General features: G+C 40.8%; 15 protein-coding genes. 6 read left to right on the forward strand and 9 right to left on the reverse strand.

Translation table 11 applies throughout. The features are described 5' to 3' along the window. Positions 1-147: 147 nt before the first annotated feature. Positions 148-1,089: a LysR family transcriptional regulator gene (locus tag K6I41_RS11445; protein WP_005304208.1), complete on the reverse strand. Its 942-nt coding sequence runs from the start codon at positions 1,087-1,089 to the stop codon at positions 148-150. Between the two features lie 203 nt (positions 1,090-1,292). Here K6I41_RS11445 and K6I41_RS11450 point away from each other — a divergent pair, with 203 nt between their 5' ends. Then, positions 1,293-4,775 (forward strand): indolepyruvate ferredoxin oxidoreductase family protein, encoded by a 3,483-nt coding sequence (locus tag K6I41_RS11450; RefSeq protein ID WP_250374332.1) that lies wholly within the window; start codon positions 1,293-1,295, stop codon positions 4,773-4,775. A 60-nt stretch (positions 4,776-4,835) separates the two neighbouring features. On the opposite strand, the gene K6I41_RS11455 is transcribed toward K6I41_RS11450, so the two are convergent. Both K6I41_RS11455 and K6I41_RS11460 read right to left on the reverse strand, forming a co-directional pair. Next, complete coding sequence (locus K6I41_RS11455) at positions 4,836-5,639, reverse strand: thioesterase family protein (protein ID WP_250374333.1); 804 nt, start codon at positions 5,637-5,639, stop codon at positions 4,836-4,838. 196 nt (positions 5,640-5,835) lie between these two features. Then, the gene (locus tag K6I41_RS11460; RefSeq protein WP_250374334.1) at positions 5,836-7,638 is read right to left on the reverse strand and encodes an acyl-CoA dehydrogenase C-terminal domain-containing protein; all 1,803 of its coding nucleotides are present in this window, start codon (positions 7,636-7,638) and stop codon (positions 5,836-5,838) included. A gap of 304 nt (positions 7,639-7,942) precedes the next feature. On the opposite strand from K6I41_RS11460, the gene K6I41_RS11465 reads away from it, so the two are divergent. Continuing rightward, positions 7,943-8,392 carry a PaaI family thioesterase gene (locus K6I41_RS11465; protein WP_250375782.1) on the forward strand — a complete coding sequence of 150 codons (450 nt, stop codon included), beginning with the start codon at positions 7,943-7,945 and terminating at the stop codon, positions 8,390-8,392. 20 nt (positions 8,393-8,412) lie between these two features. Here K6I41_RS11465 and K6I41_RS11470 read toward each other — a convergent pair whose 3' ends face one another. The 6 genes from K6I41_RS11470 to K6I41_RS11495 are packed head-to-tail and all read right to left on the reverse strand — an operon-like array spanning position 8,413 to position 14,867. Continuing rightward, positions 8,413-9,630 (reverse strand): MFS transporter, encoded by a 1,218-nt coding sequence (locus tag K6I41_RS11470; protein WP_250374335.1) that lies wholly within the window; start codon positions 9,628-9,630, stop codon positions 8,413-8,415. An 18-nt stretch (positions 9,631-9,648) separates the two neighbouring features. Next, positions 9,649-10,965 (reverse strand): outer membrane trimeric porin-like protein DcaP, encoded by a 1,317-nt coding sequence (gene dcaP / locus K6I41_RS11475; protein WP_250374336.1) that lies wholly within the window; start codon positions 10,963-10,965, stop codon positions 9,649-9,651. Between the two features lie 37 nt (positions 10,966-11,002). Continuing rightward, complete coding sequence (locus K6I41_RS11480) at positions 11,003-11,656, reverse strand: 3-oxoacid CoA-transferase subunit B (protein WP_000116037.1); 654 nt, start codon at positions 11,654-11,656, stop codon at positions 11,003-11,005. Continuing rightward, positions 11,656-12,324 carry a 3-oxoacid CoA-transferase subunit A gene (locus tag K6I41_RS11485; RefSeq protein ID WP_002048307.1) on the reverse strand — a complete coding sequence of 223 codons (669 nt, stop codon included), beginning with the start codon at positions 12,322-12,324 and terminating at the stop codon, positions 11,656-11,658. The genes K6I41_RS11480 and K6I41_RS11485 overlap by 1 nt, the downstream gene beginning before the upstream one ends. Before the next feature lie 47 nt (positions 12,325-12,371). Beyond that, positions 12,372-13,655: an MFS transporter gene (locus tag K6I41_RS11490; RefSeq protein WP_250374337.1), complete on the reverse strand. Its 1,284-nt coding sequence runs from the start codon at positions 13,653-13,655 to the stop codon at positions 12,372-12,374. A gap of 57 nt (positions 13,656-13,712) precedes the next feature. Beyond that, on the reverse strand, positions 13,713-14,867 hold the full coding sequence (locus tag K6I41_RS11495) for an acyl-CoA dehydrogenase family protein (RefSeq protein WP_019457643.1): 1,155 nt from the start codon (positions 14,865-14,867) through the stop codon (positions 13,713-13,715). Between the two features lie 311 nt (positions 14,868-15,178). On the opposite strand from K6I41_RS11495, the gene K6I41_RS11500 reads away from it, so the two are divergent. From K6I41_RS11500 to K6I41_RS11515, 4 genes are all read left to right on the forward strand, one after another. Further along, positions 15,179-15,967: an enoyl-CoA hydratase gene (locus K6I41_RS11500; RefSeq protein WP_250374338.1), complete on the forward strand. Its 789-nt coding sequence runs from the start codon at positions 15,179-15,181 to the stop codon at positions 15,965-15,967. 29 nt (positions 15,968-15,996) lie between these two features. Continuing rightward, entirely contained in the window at positions 15,997-16,758 is a 762-nt protein-coding gene (locus tag K6I41_RS11505) for an SDR family oxidoreductase (protein WP_250374339.1), read from the forward strand. Positions 16,759-16,819: 61 nt separating this feature from the next. Further along, positions 16,820-18,343, forward strand: coding sequence for a 3-hydroxyacyl-CoA dehydrogenase (locus K6I41_RS11510; RefSeq protein ID WP_192454766.1), 1,524 nt, complete (start codon positions 16,820-16,822; stop codon positions 18,341-18,343). Positions 18,344-18,357: 14 nt separating this feature from the next. Beyond that, on the forward strand, positions 18,358-19,563 hold the full coding sequence (locus K6I41_RS11515; protein WP_192454767.1) for a 3-oxoadipyl-CoA thiolase: 1,206 nt from the start codon (positions 18,358-18,360) through the stop codon (positions 19,561-19,563). Positions 19,564-19,588: the final 25 nt, after the last annotated feature.

The following is a 19,588-nucleotide window of genomic DNA, read 5'->3' on the forward strand; positions in this document are numbered from 1 at the left end:
AAATCCCTCATGTAATTTTTTTAAAATTTATCATTCATCTCTGTATTAAATGCCTCTCTCAACAGAAGCATTTTCTACCCTATTTTTATTCTAAATCCGTATTATTGTTCATCCTTTTCTATCTTAGTCCTTAAAAAATTTATCTCATTATTTATAAAAATAAGATGCATCCATTTCAATTCTTGGGGAAATATATTCTTCCACCCAATCTAACCATGCACGCGTTTTAGCATCAATAAAATGGCGTGAAGGCAATAAGGTATAAACTCCTATATCAGGCGAACGCCACTCTGGCAAGATATGACATAATCTTCCATTCTGAACTGCATCTAAAGCCGAAAACATCGGCAATAACGCCACGCCCATATCTTGTTGCACCACATCTAATAATAACTCAGGGTTATCTGCAATGAGTTGCCCGCCAGTATCAATTTGGTAAGACTCACCCTTTGCATTTAACAAGTGCCAATCTGGTGTAATAGATGGGTTTACTAAGCGTAAACAGGCATGGTTTTTTAAGTCTTCTGGGGACTTCGGCACACCATGTTTTTCTAAATATGCAGGTGATGCACATAAAACAGAAAAAATGGTCCCAATTCTGCGTGCAACAAACCGAGAATCTGTTAATGATTCAGTCAGATAAAGACTGACATCCACCCCTTTTGCCAATAGGTCTGGAACGTACTGTGAAGTCGTATATTCCACGGTTAGTTCAGGGTAATGCTTACAAAACTCGGCCATGACGGGAAAAACATAATGATGCCCAAAGCTTCCCATACTTAATACGCGTAAACGCCCTTTGGGTTTAGATGCCGTTCCTGTTACTTCTGATTCTGCTTCATCCACCATTGAAATGACTTGGCGACAGCGCTCTGCATAAGTCGCACCAATATCGGTCAGTGCCTGCTGGCGCGTTGAGCGTTGTATGAGTTTTGTACCTAAGCGTGTTTCTAGCTCGCTGATAAGACGTGAAACCTGTGCTGTGGTCAGATCCATCTGCTCAGCTGCTGCTGTGAAACTCCCGCTATCAATCACTTTCAGGAATGCATGCATTGCATGCAATAGTCCACCATCGAGATTTTTGCGCATAACGTAAATATGTTTTCCTAAATTACGGATTGTTGCACCAGTTTAGTTCAACCACAATGACTAAATGTACATACATTGGCACTAATTCTTTTTAAGAAGAGGAACCGATCTTTTTTTATTTCGTATGTCACTTGCTCCAAATATTCAACTGGATGTTGAAAAAGAAAGTAGTCCGAGCTACTAAAAATTCTAAGGAGATATAAATGAATATAGCTACAAAAGTCACTCCAAATATTATTGCAACAAAGGATGTGTCACTTGAAGATAAATATGTAAGTGATAACGGTACAGCATATATGACCGGCATTCAGGCACTTGTTCGCTTGCCTCTTGCCCAAACTCGCCGTGACGCGATTAATGGTTATCATACTGCTGGTTTTATTTCTGGTTATCGCGGTTCTCCTGTTGGTAACTATGATAGTTTCCTTTGGCAAGTTCAAGGATTACTTAAATCCCATAATGTCGTATTTCAACCTGGTGTAAACGAAGACTTGGCTGCTACCGCTATTTGGGGTACCCAACAAGTTAATCTTTCAGGCCAAGGCAAATATGATGGAGTGTCTTCATGGTGGTATGGTAAAGGCCCGGGTGTTGACCGTTCAGGCGATGTACTCCGCCATGCTAACTTAGCTGGTACCTCTGAACGTGGTGGTGTCGTTGCTTTATTTGGTGATGACCACTCATGTAAATCTTCTACAATCCCTCACCAGTCTGAACATGTCATGATTGGTTGCGGTATTCCAATTTTCTACCCAACATCCGTTCAACAAATTTTAGACTTTGGTGTTCACGCCATTGCAGTTTCACGTTTTTCAGGCCTTTGGTCTTCAATGAAGCTAGTCAGTGAAATTGTAGAAACTTCTGCTTCTGTACATGTTGACCTAGACCGAGTGACTCCGGTTATACCAGAAGATGTTAACTTTCCAGAGGGCGGCGTCAATATTCGTTGGCCAGATCATGGCATTCAGCAAGAAGAACGTCTTTATAAATATCGCTTACCTGCTGTTTTGGCCTATGCCCGCGCGAATAAAATCAACACCGTTACATGGCCTTGTGAAAATGCCCGTATTGGTATTGCTGCAAGTGGTAAAGGTTATTTAGATACCATTGAAGCACTACGTATTTTAGGTATTGAAGATGAAACTGCCCAACAGCTTGGGCTACGTGTTTATCAGGTCGGACTGATTTGGCCGTTAGAACCTCAAGGCGTTCGTGAATTTGCCGAAGGTTTACAAGAACTGATCGTTATTGAAGAAAAACGTCCAATTATTGAAACACAAATTAAAGATGAGCTGTACTCACTGCCTGATGGCAAACGTCCACATGTGATTGGTAAAGCAACTGACGGCAAAGGTGAATGGAGTACTTCTATTGAAGAAGCACCGCTCATTGGACACTATGAGTACCAGCCTGAACCTATTGCAAAAATGCTGGCTGCTCGCTTCTTAAAACTCGATATTCCAGAAAGTTTAAAAACACAAATCCAAAGCAGAATCGATTTACTGCTAAAAGCAGAGCAAGAATCAAAACGTGTTATTGATCTTGCTGAACGTAAACCGTATTTCTGTAGTGGTTGCCCACATAACTCTTCAACCGTAGTTCCTGAAGGTAGCCGTGCATTAGGCGGTATCGGTTGTCACTATATTGCAGTTTCACTTGACCGTGGTACCGAAACATTCTCGCAAATGGGCGGTGAAGGTGTAAGTTGGGTGGGTGCATCACCATTTACCAATGAAAAACATATTTTTGCGAACCTTGGTGACGGAACTTACTTCCACTCTGGTTACTTAGCAATCCGTCAGTCCATCGCTGCAAAAACTAATATTACCTATAAAATCCTCTACAACGATGCAGTCGCTATGACAGGTGGTCAGCATGTAGATGGTCATTTGAGCGTTGCACAGTTAACTCGTCAGCTCGCTGCTGAAGGTATTAAAAAACAAGTTATTGTTACTGATGAAGTTAAACTATTAAATGAAGAAGACGGCATTGCACCAGGTGTAGAAATTCGTCACCGTAATGAGCTCGATGCAGTTCAACGCGAGCTTCGTGAAGTTTCAGGTGTAACCGCTTTAATTTATGTCCAAACCTGTGCCAGTGAAAAACGCCGTCGCCGTAAACGTGATGCCTACCCTGACCCAGCTGAGCGTTTATACATTAACAGTGATATTTGCGAAGGCTGTGGCGACTGCTCGAAAAAATCAAACTGCTTATCGATTGAGCCAGTAGAGACTGCTTTAGGTACTAAACGTCAAATTAACCAAAGTAGCTGTAACAAAGACTTCACTTGTGCCGAAGGGTTCTGCCCTAGTTTTGTGACTGTTCATACACGTGATATGAAACGTCCTGCTAAATTTGAGGGTATTGGTGCAGGCTGGCCTACTTCACCTGTCATCCCTCAGTTATATGATGTTCCAAGTCGTATTATGGTTGGTGGTATTGGTGGTACAGGTGTTGTGACTATTGGTGCACTGCTTGGTATGGCGGCTCACCTCGAAGGTAAAGCAACACGTGTTATGGATATGGCAGGTCTTGCGCAAAAAGGCGGTACAGTTTATTCATACGTACAACTTGCAGCAACTGATGAACAAATTTCTTCTACCAAAATTCCGGCGGGTCAATGTGAATTATTGATTGGTGCCGATGCTGTAGTCGCTGGTGGTAGCGCTGCTCTTTCTCGCTTAAAAGATGATGCTTTGGTTATTGTGAATGAAGACAGCACACCTACTTCTGAGTTTATTAAATCTCGTGACTGGTATGCACCGATTAGCGATTTAATTGATCGTCTTCGTGGTCGTGTTCGTCAAGGACAACTGGTTTCTTTGCCAGCCGCTCGCATTGCAACACAACTCTTAGGTGATTCAATTTATACCAACCAGTTATTACTCGGTATGGCATGGCAATCTGGCCGTATTCCATTACTACGTGAAAGCATTGAAAAAGCAATTCGCCTAAATGGTACGGCTGTTGAAAAGAACCTCGAAGCTTTCCGTGTGGGTTGTCATCTTGCAAGTGATCCAACTTTAGCTGCACGTTTAGTTGCGGCAATGGCAAAAACTAAAACTCCGCAAACTTTGGCTGAACTTGTTGAAGACCGCTCTGCTCGTCTAACAGACTACTGGAATGAAGCTTATGCAGCTAAATACCGTACGCTTGTAGAGCTGGCTGCTAAAAAACTACCTGAAGAATTAACAGGTACGATTGCAACTCAGCTATACAGAGTCATGGCATATAAAGATGAATATGAAGTTGCTCGTCTTTTAACAGGTAAGAGCTTCAAAGAATCAATTGAAACCCAGTTCGGTAAAGGCTTACGTTTAACATATCATCTTGCTCCACCAGCGTTACTTGGTGGCCTGAAAAATGTTCGTAAACGTGCGTTTGGTTACTGGATGCGCTTCCCAATGATGATGCTTGCTCGCTTACAATGGCTTCGTGAAACTTTCCTTGATCCATTTGCACGTCAAGAAGAGCGTCAACACGAACAAGCATGGCGTGACCGTTACATCTCATTTGTTGAAGCACTTGTTGAAGCACCAGACAATCATAACTTGGCAGTTGCTGAACAAATTGCAAAATTACCAGCAGAAGTTCGTGGTTATGGGCACATCAAAATGAAAGCAATGGATGCTGCAAAACAGCGTTGGGATGAACTTACACCAACACTGCTAAAAGTCCGTAACTAAAAATTAAATCTCAAAATAAAAAAGTCATCCTTAGGGATGACTTTTTTATTGGCTTAAAATTTATTTAGCCATTTTACGTAAAGTTAAAATCTGCTCGCTTCGTCCAAATGGACCATACACATCATGTAAAACTGCACTAGTTAAACCAATACCATCTGAGCCATATTGCTGAACAGTTTCCAAACCTAACCATTTACCTTTCGGATAACGGTGCATGTGAACTTGTAAATCAAGATTTGGAAAGCCCCACGTAAATTCACCTGCTTGTCTGGGTACAATTCCGTTTGCGGTATCTATCATGCCAATCAAATGGGCAAAATCTGTCGTCGGCTGCCCTTCAACCATTTCTTTATCATTATTGAGCCAAACAATGCCTTTACCTGCGCGATGCTGATCATCAGTTTTAGTCACGAGTGTCTGGATAAAACCACCCGGCCATCTTTTCATACCAGTCCACTCAGTAAAGGTATCTGGATGATGAACTGGCTGATCCTCAAGCCCAGCAATATCGGAACTATCTTGAGTACACATGCGCCATGCTCTAGCCACAATGCAGGTTTTACCTTGTGCCTGCATTTCAGCTTCAATCAATTCAATGGTTTTGCCAGCGCGAATGACATGTGTCTTAACCGTAAATTCACCAAAAGCAATCAAACCAAAAATATCAAAACTAATTCGGCCAATTCGCATATCTTGTCGTGGTGAAAATTGCTCTAACTCTGCTGCGATTACGCCACTTGCAGGTGCCATGTGCTGTTCATGAGGGTTCCAAGCCCCTTGTGCATGGACAGTTGAGCAATAATGAGCAATAACTTCACCTTGAGGACCAATTGTTCTATTCAGTAATTGATAATAAGCATTCATGATTTTCTTTCCGTAGTCCTTATCCAACATCAATATTTGATGAAAATTCACATTTTAATGCTTATGTTAACCCTCTATTTATTTGGCTCAACTGGTTTTTCCTACCAAAAACTGATGAGTCTAAAATTACAAATTTAATCACCAGGTAAAATTTCGCATGTCAATTTCACCCAGTGATCTTAAAAATGCCTCTTCATTAAAATGCAAAAGCATCTGGATCGAGTTCCATGATCGATTCAGCGCCAGACTCAATAGAAGCAGCATGGCTCTGTGTACGATGTAAAAGTTTTTGATAGAAAAACTTAGCTGTCTTTAACTTTGCTTTATAAAAAGCTTCTTCTTGTGTACCCGATTCTAATTTTGCATGGGCAACTTGTGCCATTCGAGCCCACAAATAAGCGAATACGACGTAACTGGAAAAATAAAGATAATCCACCGAAGCTGCCCCTATTTCTTCAGCGTTGTGCTTGGCTTTCTCTGCAATCGTTTTAGTCAGTGACAGCCATTGTTGCTTAAGCTCAGCTAATTTTTCTAAATAAGGTTTTAAGACTTCATTTGATTGCTGTTGATTAATAAATTGATCAATTAGATCGGTCATATTTTTTAGAAGTTTGCCTTCTGACTTAAGGACTTTACGTGCAAGTAGATCTAAAGACTGGATTTCGGTTGTTCCCTCATACAATGTTGAGATACGCGCATCACGTACAATTTGCTCCATACCATGCTCAACAATAAAGCCATGACCGCCAAATACTTGAACACCATGCTTTGCAGATTCATTGCCTGATTCTGTTAAAAAAGCTTTAGCAATTGGTGTTAAAAAAGCCAGTAACTCATCAGAGTGTTTTTGCTGTTCCTGATCGTTTGAACTTTCGACAATATCGACATGCTGAGCTAGAAAGTAAGCCAGTGCACGACCACCTTCGGAAAAAGCTTTTTGCGTCAATAACATTGAGCGTACAGCGGGATGCACAATAATTGGGTCGGCATTTTTCTCAGGATATTGAGGACCTGATAACGATCGCATAGCAAGACGCTCTTTGGCATAACTTAATGCGCCCTGAAATGAAATTTCAGAAGCAGCAAGCCCTTGTACTGCCGTTCCAATACGTGCGGTATTCATAAAGGTAAACATACAATTAAGCCCGCGATTTTCAGGACCAATCAAATAACCTTTCGCACCATCAAAATTCAGTACACAGGTGGCATTGCCATGAATTCCCATTTTATGTTCAATCGCGCTACAAACGACTTTATTACGGTCCAGCACCTGACCGTCGTCACTCACATTAAATTTAGGCACAATAAATAAAGAAATACCTTTAGTCCCTGCGGGTGCCTGAGGCAGACGGGCTAAAACAATATGAATAATATTTTCAGAAAGATCATGCTCACCTGCCGAGATAAAAATCTTTTCACCCGTAATTGAGTAACTACCGTCTGGATTTGGCTCTGCTTTCGTTCTAATTAACCCAAGGTCCGAACCCGCATGAGATTCGGTTAAACACATCGTTCCGGTCCAGATACCACTAATGAGCTTAGTTAAAAACTTCTGTTTTTGTTGCTCGGTGCCATGGTGCTCAATGGTTCTCATTGCCCCATGAGACAAGCCCGGATACATTGCCCAAGCCCAATTAGAACCACATAACATTTCAGAAATAGCGATCCTCAATAAGGTCGGTAAGCCTTGCCCGCCATATTTGGGGTCAGCAGTTAATGAGGTAAACCCAAGCTCAGCATATTTTTGGTAGGCTTCTTTAAAACCTTTCGGAGTTGTGACTACGCCTTGATTTAAATGACAGCCTTCCTGATCGCCATTTTGGTTAATCGGTGCCAATTCATTTTCACAAAAATCTGCTCCTGCCTCTAAGTATTGATCAATTAATTCTCGATTTACGCTTTCCTGATATTTACTTAAACCTTGATAGTTCTGTTCTGTTTGAAGCATTTCATGCAGCACAAATTGCATATCGCGTAATGGAGCTTTGTATAATGGCATAGTTTTTTCCTTTCACCTCACTGCCTGTGTCATGGGCAGATATCATTTTTCCTTAAAATGGACTTTTATTGTTTCAATCTCACCAAAATATCAAAAAATTTCTTATAGCAAAATATATTTTCACTAATTTAATAAAATTATCATAACTTAACCATAGGAATAAAATATAAATATATGTTTTAAATACAGATATAAGATAAAAAGTTATTAGTCTCGTTTTAAATAGAATAAATTTATATTTTGTATTGCAAAATTTTATTCCGTAAAAATTCAATTTATAGTATGGTTAATAGACTGCTTAATCATCCAAGGACGATTCATGGAAAGCCCGAAATACACAGGTCTTGAGTTTTTAACCGCTTTAAAAAATGGTGAAGTTTCTCCATCACCTATGGCTCACACCATACCGATGGAACTTGTTGAAGTATCCAAAGGTAAAGCAACTTATAAAGTTACCCCTCGCAAAGAACATAGAAATATTCAAGGCGGTGTACACGGCGGCTTCTGCGCTACAGCTTTAGATACAGCTACTGGCAGTGCAGCTCATACATTGCTCGAACATGGCATCGGCTATGGAACCATTGATTTAAATGTAAAAATGATCCGCCCCATGCAGGTTGATACATCTTACTATGCGACAGCCGAGTTGATTAATGCGGGCCGCAATATTATTAGTACCGAAGGAAAAATCGTAGATGAAAACGGCAAAGTGTATGCCTTTGCCTCGGCAACCTTAATGATTATTCGCAAATAATAAAATATTGAAGCTCCTGTTTATGGAGCTTTTTCTTGCTTTGCAACCTTATTCATTTCATAAAAATCTAAGCGATCAATCATAAAACTTAATATTGCCATCGCTAAACCTAAAGCAGCACACGCTTCCCATCCCCAATGTTTCCATGCGTACACCGCAATAAAAGAACCCAAGGCGGCTCCACCAAAATATAAGGTCATATAAATTGAGTTAATACGCGAACGAGCCTCGGCCGAAATTCGATAGACCAGATTTTGATTAAGTACATGAAATGCCGACAAACCGAAATAAGCCATAACAACTCCAACAGCGTAGGCAACCAGAGACTGCTGTGCAAAAAATAGTGGTATCCATGCACTTATTAATAAGCCCATACAAATCACTGCAATTTTATTCTCAAGGCCTGCTGCAATTTTCTTACCTGCCCATGGAGTCGCAAATACACCTGCCAGTCCAACAATCCCAAATAAACCAATCTGGAAATCGTTAAAGTGATAAGGCTCATTCGCCAAAATAAAAGTCATAGTGGTAAAAATCAGAGCCAAAATTCCAAAGCCAATTCCCCCTGCCAAACCACGGCGCAGTAAATGAGGCTGATGAGCTGCTAATGAAAATAATGAACCATAAATCTGTAGAATATTGAGTTGATGAGACTTACGTGCAACTGGCAACTTCACCCACATTACCCAAGCAAATACCAAAATGACGATTCCGCTAATTAAATAAACCGCATGCCAAGACCAAACTGTAGAAAGTAAGCCTGCAATAGAACGCGCCAACAATATTCCCAAAAACAAACCACTCATGAGAGTACCTACAACTTGAGGGCTTTTTTTAGGACTAGCTAAACCTGCGGCGAAAGGAACTAAAACTTGAGTCGCAATCGAAAAGAATGTGGCTAAAAAGGTAAAGCCATATAAAGCTGGCAAGGTTTGACTTAAGGATAGTCCTACTTGGGCAAGGCCGGTACAACACATGAGCAAGCAAATATAACTTCGCTTTTCAAAGAAGTCGCCTAAAGGAACCAATATAAAAAGGCCAACTGCATATGACAGTTGGCTAATAACAATAGTTAAAGCAACTTGATCAGCATTAACTTTTAATGCTTCAGCAATCGAATAGATTAAGGGCTGGTTATAATAGTTTGAACCCGCACAAATTCCACATGTCATTGCCATGATAAAAATAAAGCTTTTTGACAGTATATTTTCTGCATTGGGCTCAACTATTTTTTCCATTTTTAACTACGCCCTATTTTAAAATTTATACATCGATACAAAGTTTACGCGTGATACATCAGCGGTTCTGCCATCAAATACTTCTCGTTTGCCTTGATGATATTCCATACCAATATCCATTTGCTCAATCGGTGAATAAAAGACGTTAGCTGCGTAGTCCGTTAAGCGTTTATTAGCATCTGGGTTGAGTTTGGCATAAGCCGTGTCGTCATCATAATCAAACATTGAAGCCGATAAGTTTGCACGCCATTGCTCATTGAATTTATATGAATAACCAATATTGATGCTATTCAACTTATTCATAACCAAATCTGTTTTGTCTTCGTTTAAGGAGAAATCTCCCGCAGCATTTAAACTTGTTGAATTTGCCAGTCCACTTTGAGTGGTGTACGGCATAAATTTTTGATCGCCGACAATATATTGATAATTTGCTTGTACCGATTGTTGTGGCGTGAGTTGATATTTTAAGCCGCCTCCAGCGCCCCAGCTTACTTTCTTAACCGTGGCAGTTGCGACATCTGCGGATTTTTCATTAATAAACCCTTGAGCAAGTGCCGTTACAGGCCCTTGTTTAAAGCTATAGCGACCCGTTAAAGTTGGAAATGCAGAGACTCTCGAACCTGTATATTCCAAAGCTACTTTTAAATCATTATTGGCATCAATTTTCCAGTCATAGCGAATTTGTGGAGTACGTGTATAAGAAGTTCCCACAAATTGGGTGTAATCGACAGCTTCGGTACGGGTTTCCATGTTAGACATGAGTGACCATGTTTGACCAAAAGTCCAATCTTTATAGGTAAAAAATGCATGGCGAATACGGAATTTACCATCGCCCGTTCCCATGTTAGAGCTATCAAAGAAATCGGCTTCAATATTTCCAGTCACAGCTTTATTAGGACTATTAAAATAAACACCTAGTCGGCTTGCATTAATCATGGCATCGGAACGTGCATGATTTGAACGCTTTTCACTTTCAAAAGGTGTTCGGTACAAACTACTGGTCGTTCTACCACCCGAATCAGGTGATGATTTAAAATCGACCGCTGCATCAATACGGGCAATACCGTAAACCTTAACGTTATCCGTCCAAGTGACCCACGAAGGAGCAACAGGCTTTTCTGTTACAGTCGCTTTAGTTTTTTCAATGTTCTCTTCGATCTTTACCTGTTTGACCTGTAAATTATTTTGAGTTTGTTTCTGAGCAGCAAGTTCTGCTTTTAATTTTTGCAGCTCGGTTTCTAGCAAATTGATTCTTTGTTCTGTGGTATCTGAAGAATTTGCAAAAATAGTCCCTGAAGCCGCAGCACAAGCTGCAGCTAAAATTAATTTTTTCATCTTTTAATCCTTAAAGAAGCGTTTTTTCCGTGTGTATTTAGGCTACACGTGCATCGATTAGTTCACAGTCAGTGACTGCCTGTAATTCATCAAAAGTTAAGCCGTCTACCATTTCCTTGACGTAAGCTTTTTGGTCCTTGAGTTCAATAATGCATAAATCAGTGTAAATACGGTTTACACACTGCTCACCCGTTATTGGATAACTCAGTTCTTTTACAATTTTGGGCTCACCTTTTTTAGTCACATGCTCCATATAGACATAAATCGTTTTTGCACCAACTGCCAAATCCATAGCACCGCCAACTGCAGGTACATCATCTGCTTTACCGGTATGCCAGTTTGCCAAGTCTCCATTGACCGCAACTTGGAATGCACCAATCACGCAAATGTCCAAATGACCGCCACGCATAATGTCAAACGAGTCACCATGATGCATAAAGCATCCACCATCTAACAAAGTGACAAGTTCTTTTCCGGCATTTACCAGATCTTCATCTTCCTCACCCGGTTGTGGTGGAGGCCCAAAAGCCAAAACACCATTTTCCGAATGTAAAAAAATTTCTTTGTCTTTTGGCAAGAATTTAGCAACGTTGGTCGGTAAGCCAATGCCTAAATTGACATAAGAACCTTCCGGAATGTCATTGGCAATGAGTTTGGCAATATCTTCACGAGAACGCTTTTGAACTGACATTAGATATCTCCTACTTTTACAACGTGCTGAACAAAAATTCCCGGTGTAATAATGCACTCTGGGTCAAGCGTTCCTAGCTCTACGGTGTCATTCACTTGAACAATCGTGGTCTTGGCGGCTTTTGCCATGATTGGACCAAAATTGCGGGCCGCTTTGCGATAAGTTAAATTGCCCCAGCGGTCGGCTTTATCGGCATAAATCAGTGCAAAATCAGCTTCAAGTGGATATTCAAGCACATAGTTTTTACCGTTGATGGTTCGGGTTTCTTTGCCTTCGGCAATTTTAGTGCCATAACCAGTCGGAGTAAAAATAGCACCCAAACCTGCCCCTGCGGCTTGAATACGACATGCCAAATTACCTTGCGGAACCAGTTCCAACTCAATTTTTCCCGCTCTATATAAGTCTTGAAAAACGGTTGATCCTGCAGATTTCGGAAATGAGCTAATCATTTTTTTGACACAACCGGCAATAATCAGCTTGGTTAGACCACGGTCACCCGAAGCTGCATTATTGTTTACAATGGTGAGTTCTTTTTTCCCTAAATCGATTAAGGCTTCAATTAATTCAGCAGGTTGCCCCGTCACACCAAACCCGCCTGTCATGATGGTTGCACCATCAGGAATAGCTTTTAAAATCGGTTCAATGTCACTGGTGATTTTATTTATCATCTCACTTGTCCCTTTTCATCCTTAATTTAAGGTGACAGATTGATCTGTCACTCTGCCTTTTGCGGGTTAAATAGTCGGTCTTTAATAAATAACAATGGGATTACCCCGCAGATAAAATAAGCCGCAGCCATCACCAAAAGCCCTAAGCCAATAGAACCATTTTGCGATAGAAAACCAATTGTTAATGGAGAGAAAATAGAAAGTACTTTGCCAATGTTATAAGCACCGCCTACTGCCGAACCTCGAATTGAAGTCGGGAAACTTTCCGTCATATAGGTGGCATTAATTGCGTATGGAATACCGTAAAGGAAACCGAAGAACAGCATCATCCATAAAATGTTGGTTGGTGTATTTAAATAGACAATGACCGGAATAAATAAGGCTGTACCAATGGTTCCGAAAGCGAATACAGCGCGGCGCCCTAATTTGTCGGCAACAATCCCTGCAATCACTTTGGCAAACATCATAATTAGGAAAGTACCGACCATATACATGGCCATTTCTTTAAATTTGATGCCAAGATCAGACTCTAAATAAGCTGGTAACCAGTTACTTACGCCGTAATAACCAAACTGCAATGCACCTGTACTAATGATCCAAAGTACAAACATGGTGCCGTGTTTCTTATCTCTTAAAATTTCAAGATATGGGTTTTGACGTTTTTTAGGCTGGCTACTTTGAGCGACTTCTAGCGCTTTTAATTGTCGCGCTTTTTTCCAAGACTCAGGTTCAGGTACACAAAAGTGCATTAAAATTGACAACACTACAGGCGTAATTGCAATCCAGTATAGGAAACGCCAGCCGTGTTCAGGAATAATATGTCCTGCTAATAAGGTCGCTAGCAAGGAACCTAAGGTATAACCCGTCATAAGGGTAGCCAAAACAGTCGAGCGATGTTTTGTTGGCACCATTTCTGACATTAAAATATTACAAGCAATATAGAGCGCACCTAAGCCCATCGCTCCAAAAGTTCTTAAAACTGCAAATTGCATATAAGAATCAGTAAAACCCAGTGCGCTGGTTAAAACTGAAGAATAAGCAATAAAGAATACGATAATGCGGACCCGCCCAAAACGGTCACAAGCCCAACCACCAATCAAGCCACCAATTGCTGAACCTAAAAGTGTTAAACTGCCTAATGTTCCGGCTTGTACACCCGTTAAATGAAATTCTGTTTTAAGACTGGTCAGGCTTAATGCCAAAAAACCTAAGTCTGCCCCATCACACAACAATGTTAAAAAAGCGAATATAAATGCGGTAATCCAAATCTTTTTTGGTGTCTGGATAGCTTCACTGCTAGCCGTATTTTGTGCAACTGTTTCTGTTGTCATGTCCATATCCTCAGAAGGAACATGAGGCATCCAATGCCTCATGGCATTTGTTTTTTATTAGGTAGTAGCTTCCCTAATCATGTTTTTGGCAATAATAATTTGTTGAACTTGCGTGGTTCCTTCATATAAACGGAACAAACGCACATCGCGATAAAAGCGCTCAATGGCATATTCACTGATATAACCCGCTCCACCGTGAATCTGTACACAGCGGTCAGCAACGCGTCCGCACATTTCAGTTGCAAACATTTTTGCGCAAGACGCTTCTGTACTAATGTTTTCGCCATTATCACGGCGGCGAGCTGCATCTAAAACCATACATTTAGCTGCATAAATCTCGGCCTTTGAGTCAGCAAGCATCGCTTGAATCAGCTGGAAATTCGCAATAGGCTGACCGAACTGTTTGCGCTCAATTGCATAGTTCAGTGCGTCGTTTAACATACGCTCAGAAACACCCACGCTATATGCACCGATGTGTAAGCGTCCTTTATCAAGCACTTTCATGGCCGTTTTAAAACCAACACCTTCTACCCCACCAATGAGTGCAGAAGCAGGTACACGGCAATTTTCAAAAATCACATCACAGGTGTGCGAACCCTTTTGCCCCATTTTTTGGTCAATTTTGCCCAATGTAATGCCTGGTGTATTGGCCTCAACTAAAAAAGCTGAAATGCCACCAGACCCTTTAATTTCAGGATTGGTTCGAGCCATTACAGTGAAAGTTGCAGCATGGGGCGCATTGGTAATAAAACGTTTGGTACCGTTTAACACATAAAAATCACCATCTTTTACTGCACTGGTTTTTAAAGAGGCAGCATCAGAACCAGATTCAGGCTCGGTTAAACAAAATGAACCAATAATTTCGCCACTTGCGTAACGAGGTAAATATTTTTGCTTTTGCTCTTCTGTGCCATCAATCAAAATTGCACTTGAGCCAATACCATTATTAGTGCCAATTAAAGAGCGAAAAGCCGGTGATGTTTGTCCAAGTTCAAATGCAACTCTGACTTCCTCTTCCATAGTAATGCCTAGGCCGCCATATTCTTCGGGAATTGTGAGACCGAACAAACCAAGCTCACGCATTTGCTGCACAATGTCATCTGGAATTTTGTCTTTCTCTACCACTTCGTTTTCACGAGGGATCAATTCATTTTTTACAAAATCTCGAATTGTTGAAAGTAACTGCTCCAACATCCCTTCATCACGGATCATCTGTGATCTCCCTTTTTATGTATTTCCATCGCACCCATCAGCCATCTCCAGCTTGTTTGGATACCATGTTTTAAATCTTGTTTACTGCGGATGTGTTTCATAGTACGAGAACGAAAATACAAATTTCAAGCTTTTTTGAAAATTAATTTCGTTAAACGAAATTTAAAAAATTACCATTACGTAATATCAATCACTTAGCTTATTTAATAAATCATAATTGCTCTAATGGACTAAATAAGACTTGAAATAAATTCCAAAATAAGCATCATAAAAGGAATATAGTTTTGATGTGCGAAACAAGGAATTCAAAAATGAGTGTATCAATAGGGAATAATTTCGTAGAAGTCGACTTTTCTAATCAAAAAATAGCGGTTGTTAAAATTAACCGACCTGAAGCAAAAAATGCATTGAATACAGAGGTTCGCAAACAACTAGCGCAAGCTTTTACCGAATTAAGTTTTAACGATGAGATCAATGCAGTTGTGCTCACAGGTGGTGAAGAAGTCTTTGCCGCAGGTGCAGATCTAAAAGAAATGGCAACCGCAACTTCCACAGAAATGTTATTGCGTCATACCGAACGTTATTGGAACGCGATTGCTCAGTGCCCTAAACCTGTGATTGCTGCTGTAAATGGTTATGCATTAGGTGGTGGCTGCGAACTTGCAATGCACGCTGACATTATTATTGCAGGTAAAGGCGCAACCTTTGGCCAGCCGGAAATTAAAGTTGGTTTAATGCCAGGTGCTGGTGGTACACAACGTTTATTCCGTGCTGTGGGTAAATTCCATGCTATGCGCATGATTATGACGGGTGCCATGGTGAAAGCCGAAGAAGCTTATACCATTGGGCTTGTTTCACAAGTCACAGAAGATGACCAAACTATTCCAACTGCGATTCAAATGGCGCAAAGCCTTGCAAAAATGCCTCCTATTGCCCTGCAACAAATTAAAGAAGTTGCGTTGATGAGCGAAGATGTTCCATTAAATGCAGGTTTAACTCTAGAACGAAAAGCATTCCAGTTACTGTTTTCTACCGAAGATAAAAATGAAGGCGTTCAAGCTTTTATTGAAAAGCGTAAACCATCTTATCAAGGTAAATAACTCAAAACCATAATAACAAAGGAATGAATATGACCAGAAAAGTATTAATTAGTGCAGGTGGTTCAGGGATTGGACGATGCATTGCTGAAGCATTTTTAAACAATCATAATGAAGTTTTTGTTTGCGATATTAATGCTAAAAGCCTAGAACAATTTCAACAAGATTATCCAAAGCTGCATATACATGCCTGTGATTTGGCTGACCATGAACAAATTAAACTCATGTTTAGCCAAGCAATTCAGAAACTTGGCGGTATTGATATTTTAGTCAATAACACAGGCATTTCAGGCCCGACCGTTGCAGCAGATGAGCTAAGTTTTGAAGACTGGAATACAGTTATTAATTTAAACCTGAATAGCACTTTTTTAATTACCCAGTTAGCCATTCCCTATTTAAAGCAAGCACAGGCAGGTGTGATTATTAATATGTCGTCTATTGCTGGCCGCTTAGGCTATCCATATCGATTGGCCTATTCCACTTCAAAATGGGGGTTGATCGGTTTTACCAAAACGCTCTCTATGGAACTGGGTGCAGATAACATTCGGGTTAACGCTATTCTTCCTGGAGCGGTAGATGGTGATCGAGTTCAACGCGTATTACAGGCCCGTGCCGATGTAGCGCATACCTCACTTGAAGAAGTGACCCAAAATGCACTGAAAAATCAGTCGCTCAAATATTTTGTCAATCCAAAGCATATTGCAGATTTATGCCTGTTTTTAGCATCAGACAGTGGTCGCTCAATTTCAGGTCAAATCTTACCGATTGATGGTGATAAACAATGCTTAAGCTAAATCACCAAACCCTATTTTTCCGTTTAATTTCAAATATTGATTAATCATCAGGATGATCGACATGACTTATGATATTAAAAGCATGGCTGTGATTGGTGTCGGTATTATGGGCAGCGGTATTGCTCAAATTGCTGCGCAGTCAGGTCATACCACTTATTTATATGATGCCAAAGCAGGTGCAGCGGAACAGGCTAAAGAAAAACTGGCTGCTACATTTCAAAAGTTAGTCGACAAAAATAAAATTACACCTGAGCAAGCAGCTCTGGCAAATAGCCATTTAGTTGTTGCTCATCAAATTGAAGATTTAAAAAATTGTGACCTCATTGTAGAAGCAATTGTTGAACGCCTCGATATCAAACAAAACTTGATGCAACAGCTTGAAGACATTGTTTCGGATAATACTATTTTAGCCTCAAACACCTCTTCTCTTTCTATTACAGCCATTGCGGCGAACTGCAAAAAACCTGAACGTGTTGTGGGCTATCACTTCTTTAATCCCGTTCCACTCATGAAAGTGGTCGAAGTCATTCGTGGTTTAAAAACAGATCCACTTATTATTGATGCTTTAAACGATTTATCTCGTGCATTTGGTCACCGCCCTGTTGTAGCGAAGGACACCCCTGGATTTATTATTAATCACGCGGGCCGAGCTTATGGCACCGAAGCACTCAAAATTTTAAATGAAAATGTCTGCGACATCAGTGAAATTGACCGAATTTTACGTGACGGCGTTGGTTTTAGAATGGGTCCTTTTGAATTACTCGATTTAACTGGTCTTGATGTTTCTCATCCAGTTATGGAGTCGATTTATCATCAGTACTATGAAGAAGCCCGCTACAAACCAAACCCGTTAACCAAGCAAATGCTTGATGCCAAACAACTTGGACGTAAAGTCAATCAAGGTTTTTATAACTATGAAACCGGTTCAAAAACAGGTGAACAACCTGCCAAATTTGTAGAGCGTTTAGCACAATATCCAAAAGTTTGGGTAGCTGCCGATTTCCCTGAAGATAAGAAACAACTCGAAGATTATTTAACTCAGCAAAATATTGCCCTAGACGCTAATCCTGAACCACAAACAGATAGCTTATGTTTACTTGCTTGTTACGGCGAAGACACAACCCAAGCGGCGACCCGCTTAGGAGTTAACCCTGAACATGCTGTTGCTATAGACATGCTTTATGGCATTACAAAGCATCGAACCTTAATGCCATCACTTATTACCAAACCTGAATACCGACAAGCCGCTCACTCTATTTTCAATCTAGATGGAAATCTGGTCAGCATGATTAATGAAAGTATTGGCTTTGTTGCTCAGCGTGTTTTAGCGATGGTGATTAATCTAGGCTGTGATATTGCCCAGCAAAATGTTGCAACAGTAGATGACATTAATGCCGCGGTTCGTCTTGGCTTAGGCTATCCATTTGGTCCAATTGAATGGGGCGATCAAGTCGGCAGCCAAAAAATCTTACTCATTCTGAACCGTATAACAGCGCTTACGCATGACCCACGTTACCGCCCTAGCCCGTGGTTACAGCGCCGTGTCGCACTTCATTTACCTCTTACTTTTACTCACGAGTCTTGAAAAGGAATTTCTCAATGTTAAATGCATATATCTATGATGGTTTACGTAGCCCATTTGGCCGTCATGCAGGTGAACTTGCCTCAATTCGCCCTGATGATTTAGCCGCAACTGTCATTCAAAAACTACTAGAAAAAACTGGTGTTCCGGGTGCTGATATTGAAGATGTGATTTTAGGTGATACCAATCAAGCAGGTGAAGACAGTCGTAATGTGGCGAGGAATGCTTTATTACTTGCGGGATTACCAGTCACTGTGCCAGGCCAGACAGTAAACCGCTTATGTGCTAGTGGTTTAGGTGCTGTGATTGACTCAGCACGTGCTATTACTTGTGGTGAAGGCGAACTCTATATCGCAGGTGGTGTAGAAAGTATGTCACGTGCTCCCTTTGTAATGGGCAAAGCCGAAAGTGCTTATAGCCGCGATGCAAAAATTTATGACACCACCATTGGCTCTCGTTTTCCAAATAAAAAAATTATTGCTCAGTACGGCGGCCATTCAATGCCTGAAACAGGTGATAACGTTGCAGCCGATTTTGGTATTAGTCGTGAGCAATCAGACTTATTTGCAGCTCAATCACAAGCCAAATATCAAAAAGCCAAAGAAGAAGGTTTCTTTGCTGATGAAATTACTCCAATTGAAGTTTTCCAAGGCAAAAAATTACCGCCCAAACTCGTTTCAGAAGATGAACACCCTCGCCCAAGCTCAACTGTTGAAGCACTCACAAAGTTAAAACCACTCTTTGAAGGTGGCGTGGTCACTGCTGGTAATGCCTCAGGTATTAATGATGGTGCAGCAGCCCTCTTGATTGGTTCAGAAGCAGCAGGTCAAAAATATGGCCTAAAACCAATGGCAAAAATCTTGTCAGCTGCGGCGGCTGGTATTGAACCACGCATTATGGGTGCAGGCCCTATTGAAGCCATTAAAAAAGCAGTTGCGCGTGCGGGGCTTACTTTAGATGACATGGATATTATTGAAATTAATGAAGCCTTTGCTTCACAAGTTTTATCTTGTTTAAAAGGCTTAAATGTTGATTTTAATGACCCGCGTGTGAACCCGAACGGTGGTGCAATTGCCGTTGGTCATCCACTTGGTGCCTCTGGCGCTCGTCTTAGCTTAACAGTAGCTCGCGAGTTAATTCGCCGTAAGAGGAAATATGCCGTGGTGAGTCTCTGTATTGGTGTAGGTCAAGGTCTTGCGATGGTGATTGAAAACGTTTCATAACCATTGATTCAGATATCCATTCATC

Source organism: Acinetobacter sp. AS23, assembly GCF_023612055.1.
Lineage (GTDB): Bacteria > Pseudomonadota > Gammaproteobacteria > Pseudomonadales > Moraxellaceae > Acinetobacter > Acinetobacter oleivorans.

Bases quoted from the DNA above. Each gene is read 5' to 3' on its own strand.
- K6I41_RS11445 (WP_005304208.1), bottom strand. From the start codon at position 1,089: ATGCGCAAAAATCTCGATGGTGGACTATTGCATGCAATGCATGCATTC.
- K6I41_RS11450 (WP_250374332.1), top strand. From the start codon at position 1,293: ATGAATATAGCTACAAAAGTCACTCCAAATATTATTGCAACAAAGGAT.
- K6I41_RS11455 (WP_250374333.1), bottom strand. From the start codon at position 5,639: ATGAATGCTTATTATCAATTACTGAATAGAACAATTGGTCCTCAAGGT.
- K6I41_RS11460 (WP_250374334.1), bottom strand. From the start codon at position 7,638: ATGCCATTATACAAAGCTCCATTACGCGATATGCAATTTGTGCTGCAT.
- K6I41_RS11470 (WP_250374335.1), bottom strand. From the start codon at position 9,630: ATGGAAAAAATAGTTGAGCCCAATGCAGAAAATATACTGTCAAAAAGC.
- dcaP (WP_250374336.1), bottom strand. From the start codon at position 10,965: ATGAAAAAATTAATTTTAGCTGCAGCTTGTGCTGCGGCTTCAGGGACT.
- K6I41_RS11480 (WP_000116037.1), bottom strand. From the start codon at position 11,656: ATGTCAGTTCAAAAGCGTTCTCGTGAAGATATTGCCAAACTCATTGCC.
- K6I41_RS11485 (WP_002048307.1), bottom strand. From the start codon at position 12,324: ATGATAAATAAAATCACCAGTGACATTGAACCGATTTTAAAAGCTATT.
- K6I41_RS11490 (WP_250374337.1), bottom strand. From the start codon at position 13,655: ATGACAACAGAAACAGTTGCACAAAATACGGCTAGCAGTGAAGCTATC.
- K6I41_RS11495 (WP_019457643.1), bottom strand. From the start codon at position 14,867: ATGATCCGTGATGAAGGGATGTTGGAGCAGTTACTTTCAACAATTCGA.
- K6I41_RS11500 (WP_250374338.1), top strand. From the start codon at position 15,179: ATGAGTGTATCAATAGGGAATAATTTCGTAGAAGTCGACTTTTCTAAT.
- K6I41_RS11505 (WP_250374339.1), top strand. From the start codon at position 15,997: ATGACCAGAAAAGTATTAATTAGTGCAGGTGGTTCAGGGATTGGACGA.
- K6I41_RS11510 (WP_192454766.1), top strand. From the start codon at position 16,820: ATGACTTATGATATTAAAAGCATGGCTGTGATTGGTGTCGGTATTATG.
- K6I41_RS11515 (WP_192454767.1), top strand. From the start codon at position 18,358: ATGTTAAATGCATATATCTATGATGGTTTACGTAGCCCATTTGGCCGT.